The organism is Streptomyces griseoluteus, from assembly GCF_004784465.1.
GTDB classification, from domain to species: Bacteria; Actinomycetota; Actinomycetes; order Streptomycetales; family Streptomycetaceae; genus Streptomyces; species Streptomyces griseoluteus.
In genome coordinates, this window is record NZ_SRRU01000010.1 from 189,262 (window position 1) to 204,093 (window position 14,832).

Consider the following 14,832-nt stretch of genomic DNA (forward strand, 5'->3'; position numbering starts at 1 on the left):
CTCGGTCCCGCCTGCAGCCGGACCACCGTCCATTGTCCCGCGCCCACGCAAGACCGCCCCGGGGCCAGACCCGCACCCACGGTCAGACCGCCGTTTCACGGCTGGTACGGCACCCGGTGTTCGGCCAGGTGGGCGAGAACGGCGTGATTCGCCTCCCACCCGTCCGGGAACTTCACCAGGGTCCCGAGCTGGACCGGTTCCGTGGACGGGTACTCGTCCAGCAGGCAGCTCACGCCCGCGCGGCAGACCACGATGCAGGCGTGACGGTGGCGGGAGGCGAGGACGCAGAGCCGGCCGGTCTCCAGGTGGAAGGCGGTGGCGTCCGGGCGGCCGGAGAGCGGGTGCAGGACCACCGTGACGTCGTACTCCCGGCCCTGGAGCCGGTTCGCGGTGTCCACCGTGACGCCCACCACGCCCAGCTCGGCCAGGGCCGCGCGGACCGCGGCCGCCTGGTCCCGGTGGGCGGTGCCCACGGCGACCCGGTCGGCGGTCAGCGGCGCCGGTGTCTCCGCGCGCTCGGAGAAGGCCGCGCCCCCTCGGTCCAGCAGCCGCCGCACCACCGCGGCCACCGCCCGCACCGCCTCCGGGTCGGTGCGCGGGGTGTGCCGGGCCGGCAGCTCCAGCAGTCCCCAGCCGGACTCCGCCGCCTCGTCGATCACCCGGTCCGGCCCCGAACCGTCCGACGGCACCGCGAAGGCGAGCCGCCGCTCCCCGTGCCCGGTCCCGCTGCGGAACGGCGTGTACGGATAGAACGCGGCCGACACCAGCGGCGCCGCCGACGCCGGCAGCCGCCAGGACACCGGGAGCCGGTGCTGCGGGAGGCCGGGGTTGTGCGCCAGCAGCGTGGTCACCGCCGAGGCGGAGGGGTCGTAGGACAGGCCCGCCCACTGGTCGCCGCCCACCGTGGAGAACGGGTCCAGCTGGCCGGGGTCGCCCACGAACAGCGCCCGCTCGAACAGCCCGGCCACGGCCAGCAGCGAGTCCGAGCGCATCTGGTACGCCTCGTCCACGATCGCGTGCCGCCACGGCTCGTCCACCTTGACGTGCGCCCACTTGGCGGCCGTGGAGAGCACCACCGGGAGCCCGCCCAGATCGCCCGCCCTGGCGGACGTACGGACGCCCGGCAGCGCGTCCAGCGCCTTGTCGTAGGCGTCGGTGTCGCTGCTGTGCAGGCGGCCCACCGGCAGGTCGGGGTCCTTCTCGGCGAGGCGCAGCACCAGGTCGTCCACCTGGGCGTTGGTCTGCGCCACCACCATCAGCGGGCGGCCCGCCCCGGCCAGCTCCAGCGCGGCCCGGACCACCAGTGTCGACTTGCCGGCGCCGGGCGGGGAGTCGACCACCACACCGCGCTCCGTGCCGTGCAGGGTGTCGGCGAGGATCGCGTCCGTGGCGCGGGTGGCGGCGGCTCCGGGGTCGAAGTCCACGGTCGTCACAGCACGTCCTCCTCGGTCACCGCGTCCGGGATCTCCGGCACGGGCTCACCGGGCGGCCCGCCGTGCGTCCACGGGGTCTGCTCCGGGTCGGGCAGCTTGGCGCCGCCCCGCTGCTCGTGCTCGAAGAGGGTGAAGCACACCGCGTCGCCCTTCTCCGGCACCGAACCGGCCTCCGGCTCCTTGCCCCGGCCCATCTTGTCCATGATCCGCAGCACCAGCACGCCGTCCTCCGGCGCGCCCTCGTACCCGGCGAACTCCGCCGTCTGCGCCCTGCCGTTCAGCGAGCGGTACACCTTGGCGCGCTCGCCCAGGTGCGGACGGTCCTCGGTGCGCACGGTCACCAGCGGGCGCGGGCTCGGCCGCCTGCCCTCGCTGTACGCCATGACCACCTCGGTCACCTCCCCCGCGAACGCCTCCCCGGCCAGCCGCCGGGCCGCCATCACCAGCGGGTCGTCCAGCGCCTCCTGCGCCTCCAGCCGGGCCTGCTCGCGCTCGCGCCCGGCCAGCTTGTTGGCGGCGGTCACCGCGTCGTCCCGGCGCGGCTGCGGGGGTTCGCCCGCGGTGATCCGGTCCCGGTGCGCGGTGAACGACCAGCGGTCCCGGGTCCACCGCTCCTCGACATGCCCGCCCTCGGGGAGCGTCCGCAGCAGGTCGAGCCCGCGCCAGACCGCGTCCCAGGTCGGCCGGGTACGGCTCTCGACCAGGTCGCGGATCTCCCGCTCGGCGGCGGTGAGGGCGGTGAGCAGGTCCTCGGCCCTCGGGGCGTCCTCGGCGGTGGCCAGCGCGGTGCGCACCCGGTCGTACCGCTCGATGGCCGGGGCCAGCAGCTTGTTGTCGAACGCCGGGTCGGTGGCCGGGCCCGCCGGGGGACACAGCAACTGGCCCGCCGCGTCCCGCGCCCGCTCCGCCCGCGCGGCCGCCTCGGCCCCGGACTCACCCTCGGGCGGGTCGATCCAGGCCAGCAGGGCGCCCAGATGCTGGTCCTCCACCATGGACTGACCCGTGGCCCAGTGCCGGGACAGCACGTCGGTCAGCGCCAGCAGCAGCGAGGAGCCCGGCACGCGGGACCGCTCGCCGTAGTGCGTGAGCCAGCGGCCCAGCAACGGCACGCGCGGCGGCGCCGGATACGGCGTCTCAGGCTCCTGCTCGGCCGTACGCCGGAACCGCATGGAGCGGCCCAGCAGCCGGACGAGGTCCAGACCCGCGCGGCTCGGCACCACGATCTGGGGCGCGTCCACACAGAGGTCCACCTCGACCTTGACGCGCTTGCCGGTCTCCGGGTCGGTGTCGGTGCGCTCGGCCGTCTCCACCGCCTCCGCGCAGGAGTCGAGGTGCGGCAGCACGATGTCGGCCAGCTCGGCGAGGAACGCGAAGCGCTGGTCGCGGTCGCGGGGCTGCGGCACGACCAGCAGCCGGGGCGCGTCCCGGTCGGTGCCGACCAGCGCGCCCAGCGGGGCGCCCGTCTCACCGGCGGTGGTCAGCGGGACGAACACCAACGGACGGTCGGACAGATGACGGTGCCGTACGGTCGCGGCAGGCTGGGCGCGGCCGGTGGCGACCGCCTCCAGGCGGGCCAGGGTGGCGATCAGGGACACGGCACGGCCTCCCGGTCCGCCGCCTCGGCGAGCGCCTCGGCGCGCAGGGCGGCGGCCCGGCGCAGCGCGGCCACCACCGGGTCGGCGGGGTCGCCGCTCTCGCCGCGTGCCGCCGAAAGCACCTCCTGGACCGTGCCCAGAGAGCCCAGCTCGGCGCGGAGCGGACGGCCCAGCCGGGTCACCGCGTCCGCCGCGCGGGACCGCTCCCGGCAGTGGAAGGCCAGCTCGCAGGAGGACAGGCACTCGGGCGCGTAGGTCGCCGGTACCGCGTCGACGGCGGCCGTCAGCTCACCGGCGGGGCGCTCCGGGTCGAAGCAGGTGCCCTCGGGCAGCTCCTCGGCGATGGTCTCCACGCGGGTCAGCCGGGCGAGCTGCCGCGCGGTGACCGCCCGCTGGGCGCGTACGTCCACCGCGCGGGCGGTGGCCAGGTTGGAGAAGTCCTTCGGGCACACCAGCAGCACCTCGTGCCGTACGGCGGGCGGCGGGCTCAGCCGGGCCGCGACCGCCTCCAGCGCCAGCACGTACACCGCCGCCTGCCGGGCGGCCGCGCCCACCTTCGCCGGGTCGGCCGAGCCGTCCAGCATCGGGAACGACTTGATCTCCACGACCGTCCAGCCGCCGTCGGGGTGTACCACCACCGCGTCCGGCTCCAGGAAGGCGGGCGAACCCGCCACGTCCAGGGCGAGCATCGGGTGGTCCAGCAGCGTCCAGCCGCCCGCCGTGACCGCCTCGCGCAGCGCCAGCGCCGTGCGCGCGGTGCGGCCCTCGGGGCCCGGCGCGCTCAGGTCCGGCACCGCCGCCCCGGCGGGCGGTTCGGCGGCCGGGTCCAGCAGGGTGTGGGTGAGCCGCAGCAGCTCGGCGCCGCCGTCCGCCTTCACGCGGGCCTCGAAGGTGTTGCCCCGGATCAGCGCGAACTGGGACTGCCCGTAGTCCGAGGGTGCGCCCAGCGCGCCCGCGAGCGCGGCCTTGTCCACCCCCGCGCCGTCCAGGATCGCGCGTCTGCGGCAGCCGGGGTTGGCCGCGAGCGCCGCGAGGGCGCGCGCGTCCAGCGCCTTGGCCGGTACGTCGGGACCGCGCAGCTCAGCGAGCCGGTGCCGCAGCGCCGTCCCCCGCGTCGCTGGGGGAGGCGTCGGTTCCGGCCGCGGGGTCGAGCCGCGACTCGCGCTGCCGTGGAATTCGCTCACCCGCGGAAGTCTGGCATCCGTCACTGACAATCGGAGCGGGACCGGCGTTTCCGGCCGCCGTGAGCGGGGCCGCCCAGGCGGTCAGCCGCAGCCGCGCGGCCGTCGCGGTCCGCGTCACGTACGGGGCCAGGAGCAGGCCCGCGCCCATCACGACCGCGCCCGCGACCGCGTCCAGGAAGTAGTGGTTGGCGGTGCCCATGACCACGATCGCGGTCAGCAGCGGATAGCCGACCGCGGCGACCCTGGTCCAGCGGGAGCGCCCGTACTTCCACAGCACCACCCCGCAGAACAGCGCCCAGCCGACGTGCAGGCTCGGCATCGCCGCGTACTGGTTGGTCATCCCGCCCATGCCGCGCGGGGCACTCGCCTCGCCGCCCCACCAGCCGTACGAGCTGTAGTGCGCCATGGTGTCCACGAAACCGTGGCCGGGGGAGAGCAGCCGGGGCGGGCAGGTGGGCAGCAGGGTGAAGCCGATGAGTCCTATGAACGTGGACGTCATCAGCCAGGTGCGGGCCGCCCGGTAGTGCTCGGCGCGGGCACGGAAAAGCCACACCAGTACCGCGGGCGTGACGACGTAGTGCAGGGAGGCGTACCAGAAGTCGGCCGGTATCCCGAGCCAGGGCTCCGCCGTGAAGAGACGGTTCAGCGGGTGCTCGGCGTTCAGGTACAGCGCCTTCTCGATGCCGAGGATGGCCAGACCGTGGTCCACGGCCGTGGAGACGTCCCCGCGCGCGAGGAGCCGTCCGGCGGTGTAGCAGCCGTAGACCAGCAGGATCAGCGGCAGCTCGGTCCACCAGCGCGGCCCGGTGGCCGGCACCGCCCCGGTGTCCGCTGCCTCGGTCTGCGGCATCCGATCGCCCTCCCCCTTCGCGCTGGCCTGGCACCCCCCGCGGGCGCCGTGACACTTTACGGTGTCGGTCCGCCCGTCCGCGCGGGCGTTCCGGCTCTCGAAGACGCCCGTATCGCCCGCCGGGTTGCCCGGGGGAGCGGTGCGCCATCATGGAAGGACCCGGCGAACGGGTTTCCCCGGCGTCCACTCGGCGTCCCTCTTCCGGAAAGGTTCCCCATGGCACCGCGCATCCTGCTGGCCCGGCACGGACAGACGGCCTGGTCGCTGTCCGGCAAGCACACGGGCAGGACCGACGTGCCGCTCCTCGAGGAGGGCCGGCGCGGGGCCAAGCTGCTCGGCGAGCGGCTGCGGCACACGCCGCCGGCCGGATTCGCGGACGTGGAGGTGCGCACCAGCCCGCTGGTCCGCGCGCACGAGACCTGCGAGCTGGCCGGGTTCGAGGACCGCGCCGAGGTGTGGGACACGCTCATGGAGTGGGACTACGGCGCCTACGAGGGCATGACCCCGGCCGAGATCCAGGACGTCCGGCCCGGCTGGCTGATCTGGCGCGACGGGGTCCCCGAGGGCGAGACGCTCGCGGAGGTCACCGCCCGCGCGGACGAGGTCGTCCAGTGGGCCCGCTCCGCCGACCGCGACGTCCTGATCTTCGCCCACGGCCACATCCTGCGCTCCATCGGCGCCCGCTGGCTCGGCCTCCCCATCGACTTCGCCGCCCGCCTGCGCCTCAACCCCACCTCCCTGTCCACCCTCGGCTGGGCCTACGGCGAGCCGGCGATCGAGAGCTGGAACGACACCGGGCATCTCGTCGGCTAGGCCTGTCCGACCATTCGCGTCGTCACCCGGAGCGCGGCAGACGGGAATCGTCAGACAGGCCCTGGGGGAAACACCCCCCTGGGGAGGCTCGCGCTTTCTATCCCCGCCGGGGCCGCGGCAACGACGCGTGACGGTCCAGGAAGTCCGCCACTCCGGTGGCGCGACGGTGGGGCAGCAGCACCCGCGCGGTGCCCGCCAGCATGGTCTGGATACGGGAGGACTGGACCTGGGCGAGCAGGTCCAGCACCCGCAGCCCGGCGGTGGCCGCTTCGTCGGGGTGGCCGTCGCGGGCCAGGTCGTCGGCGAGTTCGGCGGTGTACAGGGCGATGTTGCGGGAGAAGTGCGGGTCCTGGAGGCGGGCCGCCCGGCGGGCGTGCCGGGTCGCCCGGCCCCAGTCGCCCAGCGTCGACCAGCACTGCGCCTCCAGACCGGCCAGCTCGGCCTCGCCGTAGAAGCTCATCCACTCCGGGTCGGCCTCGCACGTACCGCGCCCGAACAGCGCCTGCGCCCGTACGAGTGCCTGTTCGCAGCCGGTGCGGTCGGCGAGCCCCGCCCAGCCGCCCGCCTCGCGCAGCGCCAGCAGCGACATCAGCCGGGGCGAGCCCAGCGGGCGGGCGGCCCGCTGGGCGGCCTGCGCGGCGCGGACCGCCTCACGGGGGCGCCCGGCGTCCCGCGCGAGGAAGGCGGTGTTGCAGAAGGCGTGCGCCTCCAGACCCGCGTCCCCGGTCATCCGGGCGGTGGCCAGCGCCTCCGCGTAGTGCGAGCGGGCGTCGTCGAAGCGGCCCGAGTCATGGGCCAGCCAGCCCACCGAGATGGCGAGTTCACCGGCGCCCGAGTGCAGCCGCTCGGCGGTGGTCTGTCGGGTGGCGCCCGCGTCCAGCAGGGCGTACGCGGCGCGCAGGGGCTCCGCCGCGCGCCGGTACAGGCCGTCCGCGCCGTGCTTGTCGTCCAGCAGCCGGATGCGCCGGACGGCCTCCTCGACGGCGGCCGCCTCCGAGGTGCCCGGCCGCCGCGCGGCGGCCGAGGCGTCCGTGGCGATGCCCAGCGGGCCCAGCGTGGCGGCGGCCGCCACCGTGGCACCCGTACCGGTCATGAATGCGCGACGCAGCACGTCGCTCTCCTCGTGGTTCAGGGGGTCGTAAGGATGCTCGTACGCGGCGGCCGGGGCGGCGCCCGGTGGCGCGGCCGGGCGCGCGCCGCGCCCCCGCACGGCCGAGCGGGGCGCGAAGCCGAGGTCGGCGAGGGTGCGGCCGGGGAACATGTGCAGGAACACCCGCTCGTACGCGTAGTTGGGACAGCGGATCTCACCCGCCTCGACTCTCCCGACGTAGCGCGCGTCGCAGCTCACCCGCTCGCCGATCTCCCGCGCCGCGCGCCGCACCAGGGCGGCGAACTCGGCGGGGGAACGGCGGCCGCGCATCTGCCGGAAGGCGGTGTTGGGGCGGGGCGGCCGGTCGGGCTGCGCCGGGGTATCGGTTGACGACGCCATGGCCGGTCCTCTCGTGCGAACCGTCGAACCATGCCGGAACGGCAGCCTCCACGGGTGTGGTCACCCGTGTGACACCGTGGGTCCGGCGGGGCAAGAACGTACAGGCTGTGTCCGGGCCGACACGCAGTGTTTGGCTACAAAACGGATATCTCATCCACGATCTGCCATGAACTGCCATCCTTTGCGGCGCACTTGTGCCGTAGCCCTTGACGCCGTCCCGCGTTGTACCTGACGGACCGCAACAGGCAGCGTGCTGGAGGCCGGCATGGAGACCCGTCCGAACAACGATCCGTGTCTGGTGCCGTCGTGGTCGCGGCCGCCCGGCGACGCGGCGTGCGACCTGGTCACGGTGCCGACCCGCCAAGGCCTGGAGGCCGTGGACATCCTGCGCCGGGAGGCCGCCGAGGGCGTCGGCCCGGTGCTGCACGACGACGGCCGCGACACCCTCGGCTTCCTCGTCCCGCCCGGCACGGCCGGCCACTGGGACGTGCCGGGCAGCACCTGTGTCCGCACCTCCGGGCGCGGCCTCCGGCTGAACCCGGAGCCGCCCGTGCAGGGTTCCGACTGGCTGCTGCCGCCCGGCGAGGCCGACCTCGCCACCGACCCGGCCACCCTGCGCCGGGCGCTCGGCGAGGCGGCCCGGCTGATCGAGGCCGCCGACAGCTGCCGCTGACCGGCGCCGTGCGGCAGGCGCCCGGGCCACCTGCGAGAATGGGCCGGTGGGCAGGTCCAGGGACAACCGGCGCAGGGCGGCCGCCGAAGCGGTGGTGGAGGCCGTCGAGGGCGGCCTCGCGGAACTCATACCCGACCCCGACAGGGCGCGGGCCTGGTCGTTGCTGATCGACGGCGCCCCGCAGTCGCACGTGGACCTGGACGACCCGGCGCATCTGTCCTTCGAGTACCAGCGCCGCATCGGCCATGTCATCGACCTGGCCGCCCCGCCCGGCAAGCCGGTTCAGGCGGTGCATCTCGGCGGTGGTGCGCTCACCCTGGCCCGCTACACCGCGGCGACCCGGCCCCGCTCGACCCAGCAGGTGGTGGAGCGCGACGCGGCCCTGGTCCAACTGGTCCGCCGGGAACTGCCTCTTGACCCCGGCGCCCGGATACGGGTGCGCTCGGCCGACGCCCGCGAGGGGCTCGCCAAGGTGCCGGACGGCTGGGCCGACCTGATCGTCGCCGACGTCTTCAGCGGCGCCCGCACCCCGGCCCACCTCACGTCGACCGAGTTCCTCGACGAGGTCCGCCGGGCCCTGCGTCCCGGCGGCGTCTACACCGCCAACCTCGCCGACGGGCCCCCGCTCGCCCACCTGCGCGCCCAGATCGCCACGGCGGCGGCCCGCTTCGCCGAACTCGCCCTGATCGCCGACCCGGCGGTGCTGCGCGGCAAGCGCTTCGGCAACGCGATCCTGGTCGCCTCCGACAGCCCGCTCCCGCTCGCCGAACTCACCCGCAGGGCCGCCTCCGACCCCCACCCGGCCCGCCTCGAACACGGCGCGAGACTCATGGACTTCACCGGCGGCGCGACCCCGGTGACGGACATCTCGGCAGTCGCCTCACCGGCTCCGCCGCCCTCCGTGTTCCGCTGAACTCCCCTAGTACGTCTGCACGTCCACGTGCGGCGGACCGTCGTGCCAGTCGCAGAAGACCGTCACGCGGTCGGTGCTGCGGCTGAACTCCACCCTGATCCAGGTCTCCGTCTTCCACACCTGCATCGACCAGCCGGTCCCCGGGGTCGCGGAGACCAGGGTCGCGCTCGCGGGGCCGAGGTCGAACACCGCCCGGCCACCGCCGGTGTCGTACGCCTTGACGTTGCCGGCGGGGGTGGCAGGTGCCGGGGGAGCCGGGGTCGGGGGGGCCGCGGACGCGGTCCGGGCCGGGGTGGGGGACGGGGGTGCCGAGGTGCGGCGGGGTGTGGGCGTGGGGGTCGGTGCCGGGGGCGTCGGCGTCGCGGTGGAGGCGTGGGCCGCGGCCTCGGCCGCGGTGATCGGTACGGCGCGCGGGGGGTCGTACGCCGTGCCCGCCATCACCGTGTGCACGCCCCACCAGGACAGCGTGGTCGCCGCCGCGGTGGCCAGCAGCCACGCAAGTACATGTACGAGTCCTCTGCGCATCGGGGCCATACTGCCTCAGCGGCCACGCGCCGCGCAGGCGACCCCGGTTGTGGACAGGCGGTTGGCGGCGAGGAGTTGTCCACAGGGAGTTGTCCACAGGCCAACACTTCGCTGGTCCGCATGGCGTACGGTGCGGCGCATGGCAAGTGTGCTCGTGGTCGAGGACGATCAGTTCGTCCGCTCGGCACTGATCCGGCATCTCACCGACGCCGCCCACGTGGTGCGCAGCGTCGGTACCGCGCTGGAGGCGCTGCGCGAGGTCGCCCATCTCCGGTTCGACGTGGTCATACTCGACCTCGGACTGCCCGACCTGGACGGCTCCGAGGCGCTGAAGATGCTGCGCGGCATCACCGACGTGCCCGTCATCATCGCCACCGCGCGGGACGACGAGACGGAGATCGTCCGGCTGCTCAACGCCGGGGCGGACGACTACCTGACCAAGCCCTTCTCGGTCGAGCACCTCTCCGCCCGCATCGCCGCCGTCCTGCGCCGCTCCCGCTCCGGCGCCGCCGAGCCACCACCCTCGCCGGTGATCCGGGTCGGCGGCCTCACCGTCGACCCGCTGCGCCGCCAGGCCGAGCTGGACGGCGCCCGACTCGACCTGACCCGGCGCGAGTTCGACCTGCTCGCCTTCCTCGCCGGCCGCCCCGGCGTGGTCGTCCCGCGCAAGGAACTGCTCGCCGAGGTCTGGCAGCAGTCCTACGGGGACGACCAGACCATCGACGTCCATCTGTCCTGGCTCCGGCGCAAGCTGGGCGAGACGGCGGCCCGGCCCCGCTATCTGCACACCCTGCGCGGGGTCGGGGTCAAGCTGGAGCCGCCCGCCGTGGGGGACCTCCGATGAGATGGGCCCTGGTCAAGGTCTGCCTGGCGGTGACCACCATGGTCGTCGTCGCCTTCGCCGTCCCGCTCGGCCTGGTCGTCAAGGAGATGGCCCGCGACCGCGCCTTCGCCGGCGCCGAGCGCGAGGCCGCCGCCGTGGCGCCCGCGCTCTCCATCACCACCGACCGGGACGAGCTGGAGCGGGTGGTGGCCGCGGCCGGGGCCGACTCCGGGATGTCCGTGCACCTGCCCGCCGACGGTGAGCGGGGCGCGCTCGACCTGGGCCGGGGGAGGGCCGCGGAGAGGGACATCGAGGCGGTGCGCCGGATGGGCCGCGCCTCCACCACCGAGGTCACCGGAGGCTCCGCCCTGCTGCAGCCGGTCGCGCTCGGCTCCGGTGCCATCGCGGTGGTCGAGGTATGGGTGCCCGAGGCCGCGATGAGCAACGGGGTGGGCACGGCCTGGGCGGTGCTCGCCGCCGTGGGGCTCGCGCTGATCGCCGGTTCGGTCGCGGTCGCCGACCGGCTCGGGGTGCGCATGGTGCGCCCCGCCCGGCGACTGGTGGAGGGCGCGCGCGAACTGGGTGACGGGCAGCTCGGGGCACGGGTGCCCGAGGAAGGGCCGACCGAACTGCGGCTCGCCGCCGTCGCGTTCAACTCCATGGCCGATCAAGTGGTCCAGCTCCTCGCCAACGAGCGGGAACTGGCCGCCGACCTCTCGCACCGGCTGCGTACCCCGCTCACCGTGCTCCGGCTGAACGCCGCCTCGCTGGGCGCCGGTGCCGCCGCCGACCAGACCCGCGCCGCCGTGGCCCAGCTGGAGGGCGAGGTCGACACGATCATCCGTACCGCCCGCGAGGCCAAGCCGCAGACGGCGGCCGTGGGGCCGGGCACGGGGTGTGACGTGGCCGAAGTGGTGCGGGGGCGCATGGAGTTCTGGTCCGCGCTCGCCGAGGACGAGGGCCGCAAGTGGCGGGTGGCCGGCGCCGAGCGGCCGGTACGGGTCCCGGTGGCCCGGGCCGACCTGGCCGCCGCCTTGGACGCTCTGCTGGGCAACGTCTTCCGGCACACCGCCGAGGGCACCGCCTTCGCGGTCGACGTCCACCACGCCGAGGACGCGGTGATCGTGCTGGTCTCCGACGCGGGCCCCGGCATACCCGACCCGCGGGCGGCGATGGCCCGCGGCCGGGGTTCCGGCACGGCGGGCTCGACCGGGCTCGGCCTGGACATCGTGCGCCGTCTGGCCGAGTCCACGGGCGGGGACGTCCGCATCGGCTCCTCCGTGCTCGGTGGCACCGAGGTGCGGATCTGGCTCCAGCTCGACGCCCGCAAGCCCGCCGGACGCGGCCACCGGGGCACCGTACGCAGGCGGCGCAAGCTGATACCCAGCCGCTGAGTGGTCTCGACCTTTAACCGGTCCCGATCCCTTCCTTAAGCGCACCCTAAGCCTTTCAACCACCGTCCCCGATAAGCCGATTGCCGGATTCCGCATCGATAGCGTGCTGCCACCACCCCCCACCCCCGCACGAAGGACAGGCACGCCAATGAGCACGCACCGGCGCAGGATCAGTGGCAGGAACAAGGCGATAGGCGGCGTGGTCGCGGCCGCCGTGGCCGGTGGCGGCGCGGTCCTGGTGACCGGGGTCGCGCACGCCGCCGGGGTCGGTGCCGCGTACACCAAGACCAGCGAGTGGTCGACCGGGTACAGCGCCCAGTACGTGGTGACCAACGACACCGGAGCGGCCAAGAAGGGCTGGAGCCTGGAGTTCGACCTCCCGGCCGGCTCCAAGCTCGGCTCGCTGTGGAACGCCGAGTCCAGCGTGAGCGGGCAGCACGTCACGGTGAAGGCCGCCAAGTGGGACACCGACGGGCTGGCCGCGGGCAAGTCGGTCACCGTCGGCTTCGTCGTCGACGGCGCGGGCGACCCCACCGGCTGCCGGATCGACGGCTCCGAGTGTGCCGCCGACCCCTCCGCCACCCCCGAGCCCAGCGGCCGCCCCACCGAGCCCGAGACCCCGGCGCCGACCCAGAGCACCCCCAGTCAGCCGGAGACGCCGGTCCCCACCAAGAGCGCGGGCAACGGCACCAAGGCGGCGGCCGGGTTCGCCCCGTACGTCGACACCTCGCTCTACCCGGCGTTCGACCTGCTGGGCACCGCCGACGCCACCGGCGTGAAGAACTTCAACCTGGCCTTCGTCACCGACGGCGGCGGCTGCACCCCCAAGTGGGGCGGTGTGAGCGACCTGACCGCCGACGGCGTGGCCGCCCAGATCGGTGCCCTGCGCGCCAAGGGCGGTGACGTCCGCGTCTCCTTCGGTGGCGCCTCCGGCTCGGAGCTGGCCACCACCTGCTCCTCCGCCGACGCCCTGGCCGCCGCGTACGGCAAGGCGGTCGACGCCTTCAATCTGACCAAGGTCGACTTCGACGTGGAGGGCGGGGCGCTGCCCAACACCGCCGCCAACACCAAGCGTGCCCAGGCCATCGCCAAGCTCCAGGCCGCCCACCCCGGCCTGAACGTCTCCTACACCCTCCCGGTGATGCCCGAGGGCCTCACCCAGGACGGTGTGAACCTGCTGGCCGACGCCAAGGCCAACGGCGTCCGCGTCGACGGCGTCAACATCATGGCGATGGACTACGGCCCGGCGTACAGCGGCGACATGGGCGACTACGCGATCCAGGCCGCCACCGCCACCCAGGCCCAGATCAAGGGTGTCCTCGCGCTCTCCGAGGACGCCGCCTGGAAGACGGTGGGCGTCACCCCGATGATCGGTGTCAACGACGTGGCCACCGAGATCTTCAAGGTCGACGACGCCGGCCAGCTCGTGGACTTCGCCAAGTCCAAGGGCATCGGCTCGCTGTCCATGTGGTCCGGCACCCGTGACAAGAGCTGCGACGGCGGCACCAAGCCCACCGCCGACGCCACGTGCAGCTCGATCACCCAGGACAAGTTCGCCTTCTCCAAGGCGTTCGCCGCCTTCAACTAGGCGCGTACGAGAGTGAGGCCCGGCGGTGTCCAGACCGCCGGGCCTCACTCGTGCGTCCGGGCGGGCCCGGAACCGGTCAGCCCGCCGACTCCACCGACGGCAGCGTTCCGGTGCGTGCCGCCTCGCCGTACCAGCGGGCGCTGGACTTCGGGGTCCGCTCCTGCGTCGCGTAGTCCACGTAGACCGCGCCGAACCGCTTCTCGTAGCCGTAGGACCACTCGAAGTTGTCCATCAGGGACCACAGGTAGTACCCGCGCACATCGGCGCCGTCGCGCAGGGCGTCGCGGACCGCCGAGAGGTGGGCGTGCAGGTAGGCGACGCGCTCGGGGTCGTGCACCCGGCCGTCCGCGTCCGGCTTGTCGTCGTAGGCGGCGCCGTTCTCCGTGATGTACAGCGGGAGTCCGGGGGCCTCGCGGGTGTAGCGCATCAGCAGGTCGTACAGGCCGGTCGGGTCGACGGTCCAGCCCATCTCGGTGCGCTCGCCGGGGCTCTGGTGGAACAGCACGTCGTCGGCGCCGGGCCAGGGGGAGTGCTCGCTCGCGCCGTGGCCGTCGGCGCGCGGGCCGCTGACCTTGTCGGTCACCGCCGAGACCAGCGCCGGGGTGTAGTAGTTCAGGCCCAGCGCGTCCAGCGGGGCGTTGCTGGTGGCGAGGTCGCCGTCCTGCACGAAGGACCAGTCGGTGAGCGGGGCCGTCGCGGTGAGCAGGGACTCGGGGTAGGCGCCGCGCAGCATCGGGCCGTGGAAGACGCCGTTGGCCAGGTCGTCGATGCGCCGGGCCGCCGCCAGGTCCGCCGGGTCCTGCGAAAGCGGGCGCACGACGGCCGAGTTGAGGCTCACGGCCACCTGGTTGCGGGCCGGCATCGCCGCGCGCAGCGCCGAAGCGCCGAGCCCGTGCGCCAGGTTGAGATGGTGGGCCGCCCTCAGCGAGGCCACCGGGTCGGTCCGGCCGGGGGCGTGCACCCCGGAGCCGTAGCCCAGGAAGGCGCTGCACCAGGGCTCGTTGAGGGTGATCCAGTTCTCCACCCGGTCGCCCAGCGCCTCGCCGACGAGATGTGCGTACTCCGCGAACCGGTGCGCGGTCTCCCGCTCCGGCCAGCCGCCCGCGTCCTCCAGCTCCTGCGGGAGGTCCCAGTGGTAGAGGGTGACGGCGGGCTTGATGCCGTTCTCCAGCAGCTCGTCCACCAGCCGCCGGTAGAAGTCCAGCCCGACCTGCACCGCCGGGCCCCGCCCGGTCGGCTGCACCCGCGACCAGGAGACGGAGAAGCGGTACGCGCCGAGCCCCAGGTCCGCCATGAGGGCCACGTCGTCGCGGTAGCGGTGGTAGTGGTCGACGGCCACGTCACCGGTCTCACCGCCCGCGGTCTTGCCGGGCGTATGGCTGAAGGTGTCCCAGATCGAGGGCGTACGGCCGCCCTCGCGCACCGCCCCCTCGATCTGGTACGCGGAGGTCGCCGCCCCCCAGAGGAAGGCAGGCGGGAAGGTGACCTCGGAGGCCACGGGGGAGACCGTGGAGGAGGAGTCGGGCATGGAAGCGCTCCCATCGAAAGTCGG

13 protein-coding genes are annotated in these 14,832 nt (G+C 74.5%); 6 read left to right on the plus strand and 7 right to left on the minus strand.

Annotation, left to right across the window (positions count from 1 at the left end; genetic code table 11):
* Nucleotides 1-95 precede the first annotated feature (95 nt).
* Genes E5082_RS26080 through E5082_RS26095 form a run of 4 tightly spaced genes read right to left on the minus strand, consistent with a single transcriptional unit; the run spans nt 96 to nt 5,062 of the window.
* Nucleotides 96-1,433 (minus strand): AAA domain-containing protein, encoded by a 1,338-nt coding sequence (locus tag E5082_RS26080; RefSeq protein WP_135793691.1) that lies wholly within the window; start codon nt 1,431-1,433, stop codon nt 96-98.
* A complete protein-coding gene (locus E5082_RS26085; protein ID WP_135793692.1) occupies nt 1,430-3,028 on the minus strand; it encodes a hypothetical protein in 1,599 nt (532 codons plus the stop codon). Before E5082_RS26085 ends, E5082_RS26080 begins: the two co-directional genes overlap by 4 nt.
* Entirely contained in the window at nt 3,019-4,212 is a 1,194-nt protein-coding gene (locus E5082_RS26090; protein ID WP_373310100.1) for a hypothetical protein, read from the minus strand. Before E5082_RS26090 ends, E5082_RS26085 begins: the two co-directional genes overlap by 10 nt.
* Entirely contained in the window at nt 4,109-5,062 is a 954-nt protein-coding gene (locus tag E5082_RS26095) for a phosphatase PAP2 family protein (protein ID WP_135793693.1), read from the minus strand. The genes E5082_RS26090 and E5082_RS26095 overlap by 104 nt, the downstream gene beginning before the upstream one ends.
* Nucleotides 5,063-5,278: 216 nt before the next feature.
* Here E5082_RS26095 and E5082_RS26100 point away from each other — a divergent pair, with 216 nt between their 5' ends.
* A complete protein-coding gene (locus E5082_RS26100) occupies nt 5,279-5,875 on the plus strand; it encodes a histidine phosphatase family protein (protein WP_135793694.1) in 597 nt (198 codons plus the stop codon).
* A gap of 97 nt (nt 5,876-5,972) precedes the next feature.
* On the opposite strand, the gene E5082_RS26105 is transcribed toward E5082_RS26100, so the two are convergent.
* Nucleotides 5,973-7,364: an NsdA family TPR-like regulatory protein gene (locus E5082_RS26105; RefSeq protein ID WP_135793695.1), complete on the minus strand. Its 1,392-nt coding sequence runs from the start codon at nt 7,362-7,364 to the stop codon at nt 5,973-5,975.
* Between the two features lie 265 nt (nt 7,365-7,629).
* Here E5082_RS26105 and E5082_RS26110 point away from each other — a divergent pair, with 265 nt between their 5' ends.
* Both E5082_RS26110 and E5082_RS26115 read left to right on the plus strand, forming a co-directional pair.
* Nucleotides 7,630-8,037, plus strand: coding sequence for a hypothetical protein (locus tag E5082_RS26110; RefSeq protein ID WP_135793696.1), 408 nt, complete (start codon nt 7,630-7,632; stop codon nt 8,035-8,037).
* A 46-nt stretch (nt 8,038-8,083) separates the two neighbouring features.
* Nucleotides 8,084-8,950, plus strand: a complete 867-nt coding sequence (locus E5082_RS26115) for a spermidine synthase (protein WP_135793697.1) — start codon at nt 8,084-8,086, stop codon at nt 8,948-8,950.
* A gap of 6 nt (nt 8,951-8,956) precedes the next feature.
* On the opposite strand, the gene E5082_RS26120 is transcribed toward E5082_RS26115, so the two are convergent.
* Nucleotides 8,957-9,475, minus strand: coding sequence for a hypothetical protein (locus tag E5082_RS26120; RefSeq protein ID WP_167514142.1), 519 nt, complete (start codon nt 9,473-9,475; stop codon nt 8,957-8,959).
* Between the two features lie 139 nt (nt 9,476-9,614).
* On the opposite strand from E5082_RS26120, the gene E5082_RS26125 reads away from it, so the two are divergent.
* The 3 genes from E5082_RS26125 to E5082_RS26135 all read left to right on the plus strand — a co-directional run bounded on the left by E5082_RS26125 (nt 9,615) and on the right by E5082_RS26135 (nt 13,280).
* Complete coding sequence (locus E5082_RS26125; RefSeq protein WP_135793699.1) at nt 9,615-10,319, plus strand: response regulator transcription factor; 705 nt, start codon at nt 9,615-9,617, stop codon at nt 10,317-10,319.
* Nucleotides 10,316-11,692, plus strand: coding sequence for a sensor histidine kinase (locus E5082_RS26130; RefSeq protein WP_135793700.1), 1,377 nt, complete (start codon nt 10,316-10,318; stop codon nt 11,690-11,692). Before E5082_RS26125 ends, E5082_RS26130 begins: the two co-directional genes overlap by 4 nt.
* 148 nt (nt 11,693-11,840) lie before the next feature.
* Nucleotides 11,841-13,280, plus strand: coding sequence for a cellulose binding domain-containing protein (locus E5082_RS26135; RefSeq protein ID WP_135793701.1), 1,440 nt, complete (start codon nt 11,841-11,843; stop codon nt 13,278-13,280).
* Nucleotides 13,281-13,356: 76 nt separating this feature from the next.
* Here E5082_RS26135 and E5082_RS26140 read toward each other — a convergent pair whose 3' ends face one another.
* Nucleotides 13,357-14,808 carry a GH1 family beta-glucosidase gene (locus E5082_RS26140; protein WP_135793702.1) on the minus strand — a complete coding sequence of 484 codons (1,452 nt, stop codon included), beginning with the start codon at nt 14,806-14,808 and terminating at the stop codon, nt 13,357-13,359.
* Nucleotides 14,809-14,832 lie beyond the last annotated feature (24 nt).

Bases quoted from the DNA above. Each gene is read 5' to 3' on its own strand.
- E5082_RS26130 (WP_135793700.1), top strand. From the start codon at position 10,316: ATGAGATGGGCCCTGGTCAAGGTCTGCCTGGCGGTGACCACCATGGTC.
- E5082_RS26110 (WP_135793696.1), top strand. From the start codon at position 7,630: ATGGAGACCCGTCCGAACAACGATCCGTGTCTGGTGCCGTCGTGGTCG.
- E5082_RS26120 (WP_167514142.1), bottom strand. From the start codon at position 9,475: ATGCGCAGAGGACTCGTACATGTACTTGCGTGGCTGCTGGCCACCGCG.
- E5082_RS26100 (WP_135793694.1), top strand. From the start codon at position 5,279: ATGGCACCGCGCATCCTGCTGGCCCGGCACGGACAGACGGCCTGGTCG.
- E5082_RS26125 (WP_135793699.1), top strand. From the start codon at position 9,615: ATGGCAAGTGTGCTCGTGGTCGAGGACGATCAGTTCGTCCGCTCGGCA.
- E5082_RS26105 (WP_135793695.1), bottom strand. From the start codon at position 7,364: ATGGCGTCGTCAACCGATACCCCGGCGCAGCCCGACCGGCCGCCCCGC.
- E5082_RS26140 (WP_135793702.1), bottom strand. From the start codon at position 14,808: ATGCCCGACTCCTCCTCCACGGTCTCCCCCGTGGCCTCCGAGGTCACC.
- E5082_RS26135 (WP_135793701.1), top strand. From the start codon at position 11,841: ATGAGCACGCACCGGCGCAGGATCAGTGGCAGGAACAAGGCGATAGGC.
- E5082_RS26095 (WP_135793693.1), bottom strand. From the start codon at position 5,062: ATGCCGCAGACCGAGGCAGCGGACACCGGGGCGGTGCCGGCCACCGGG.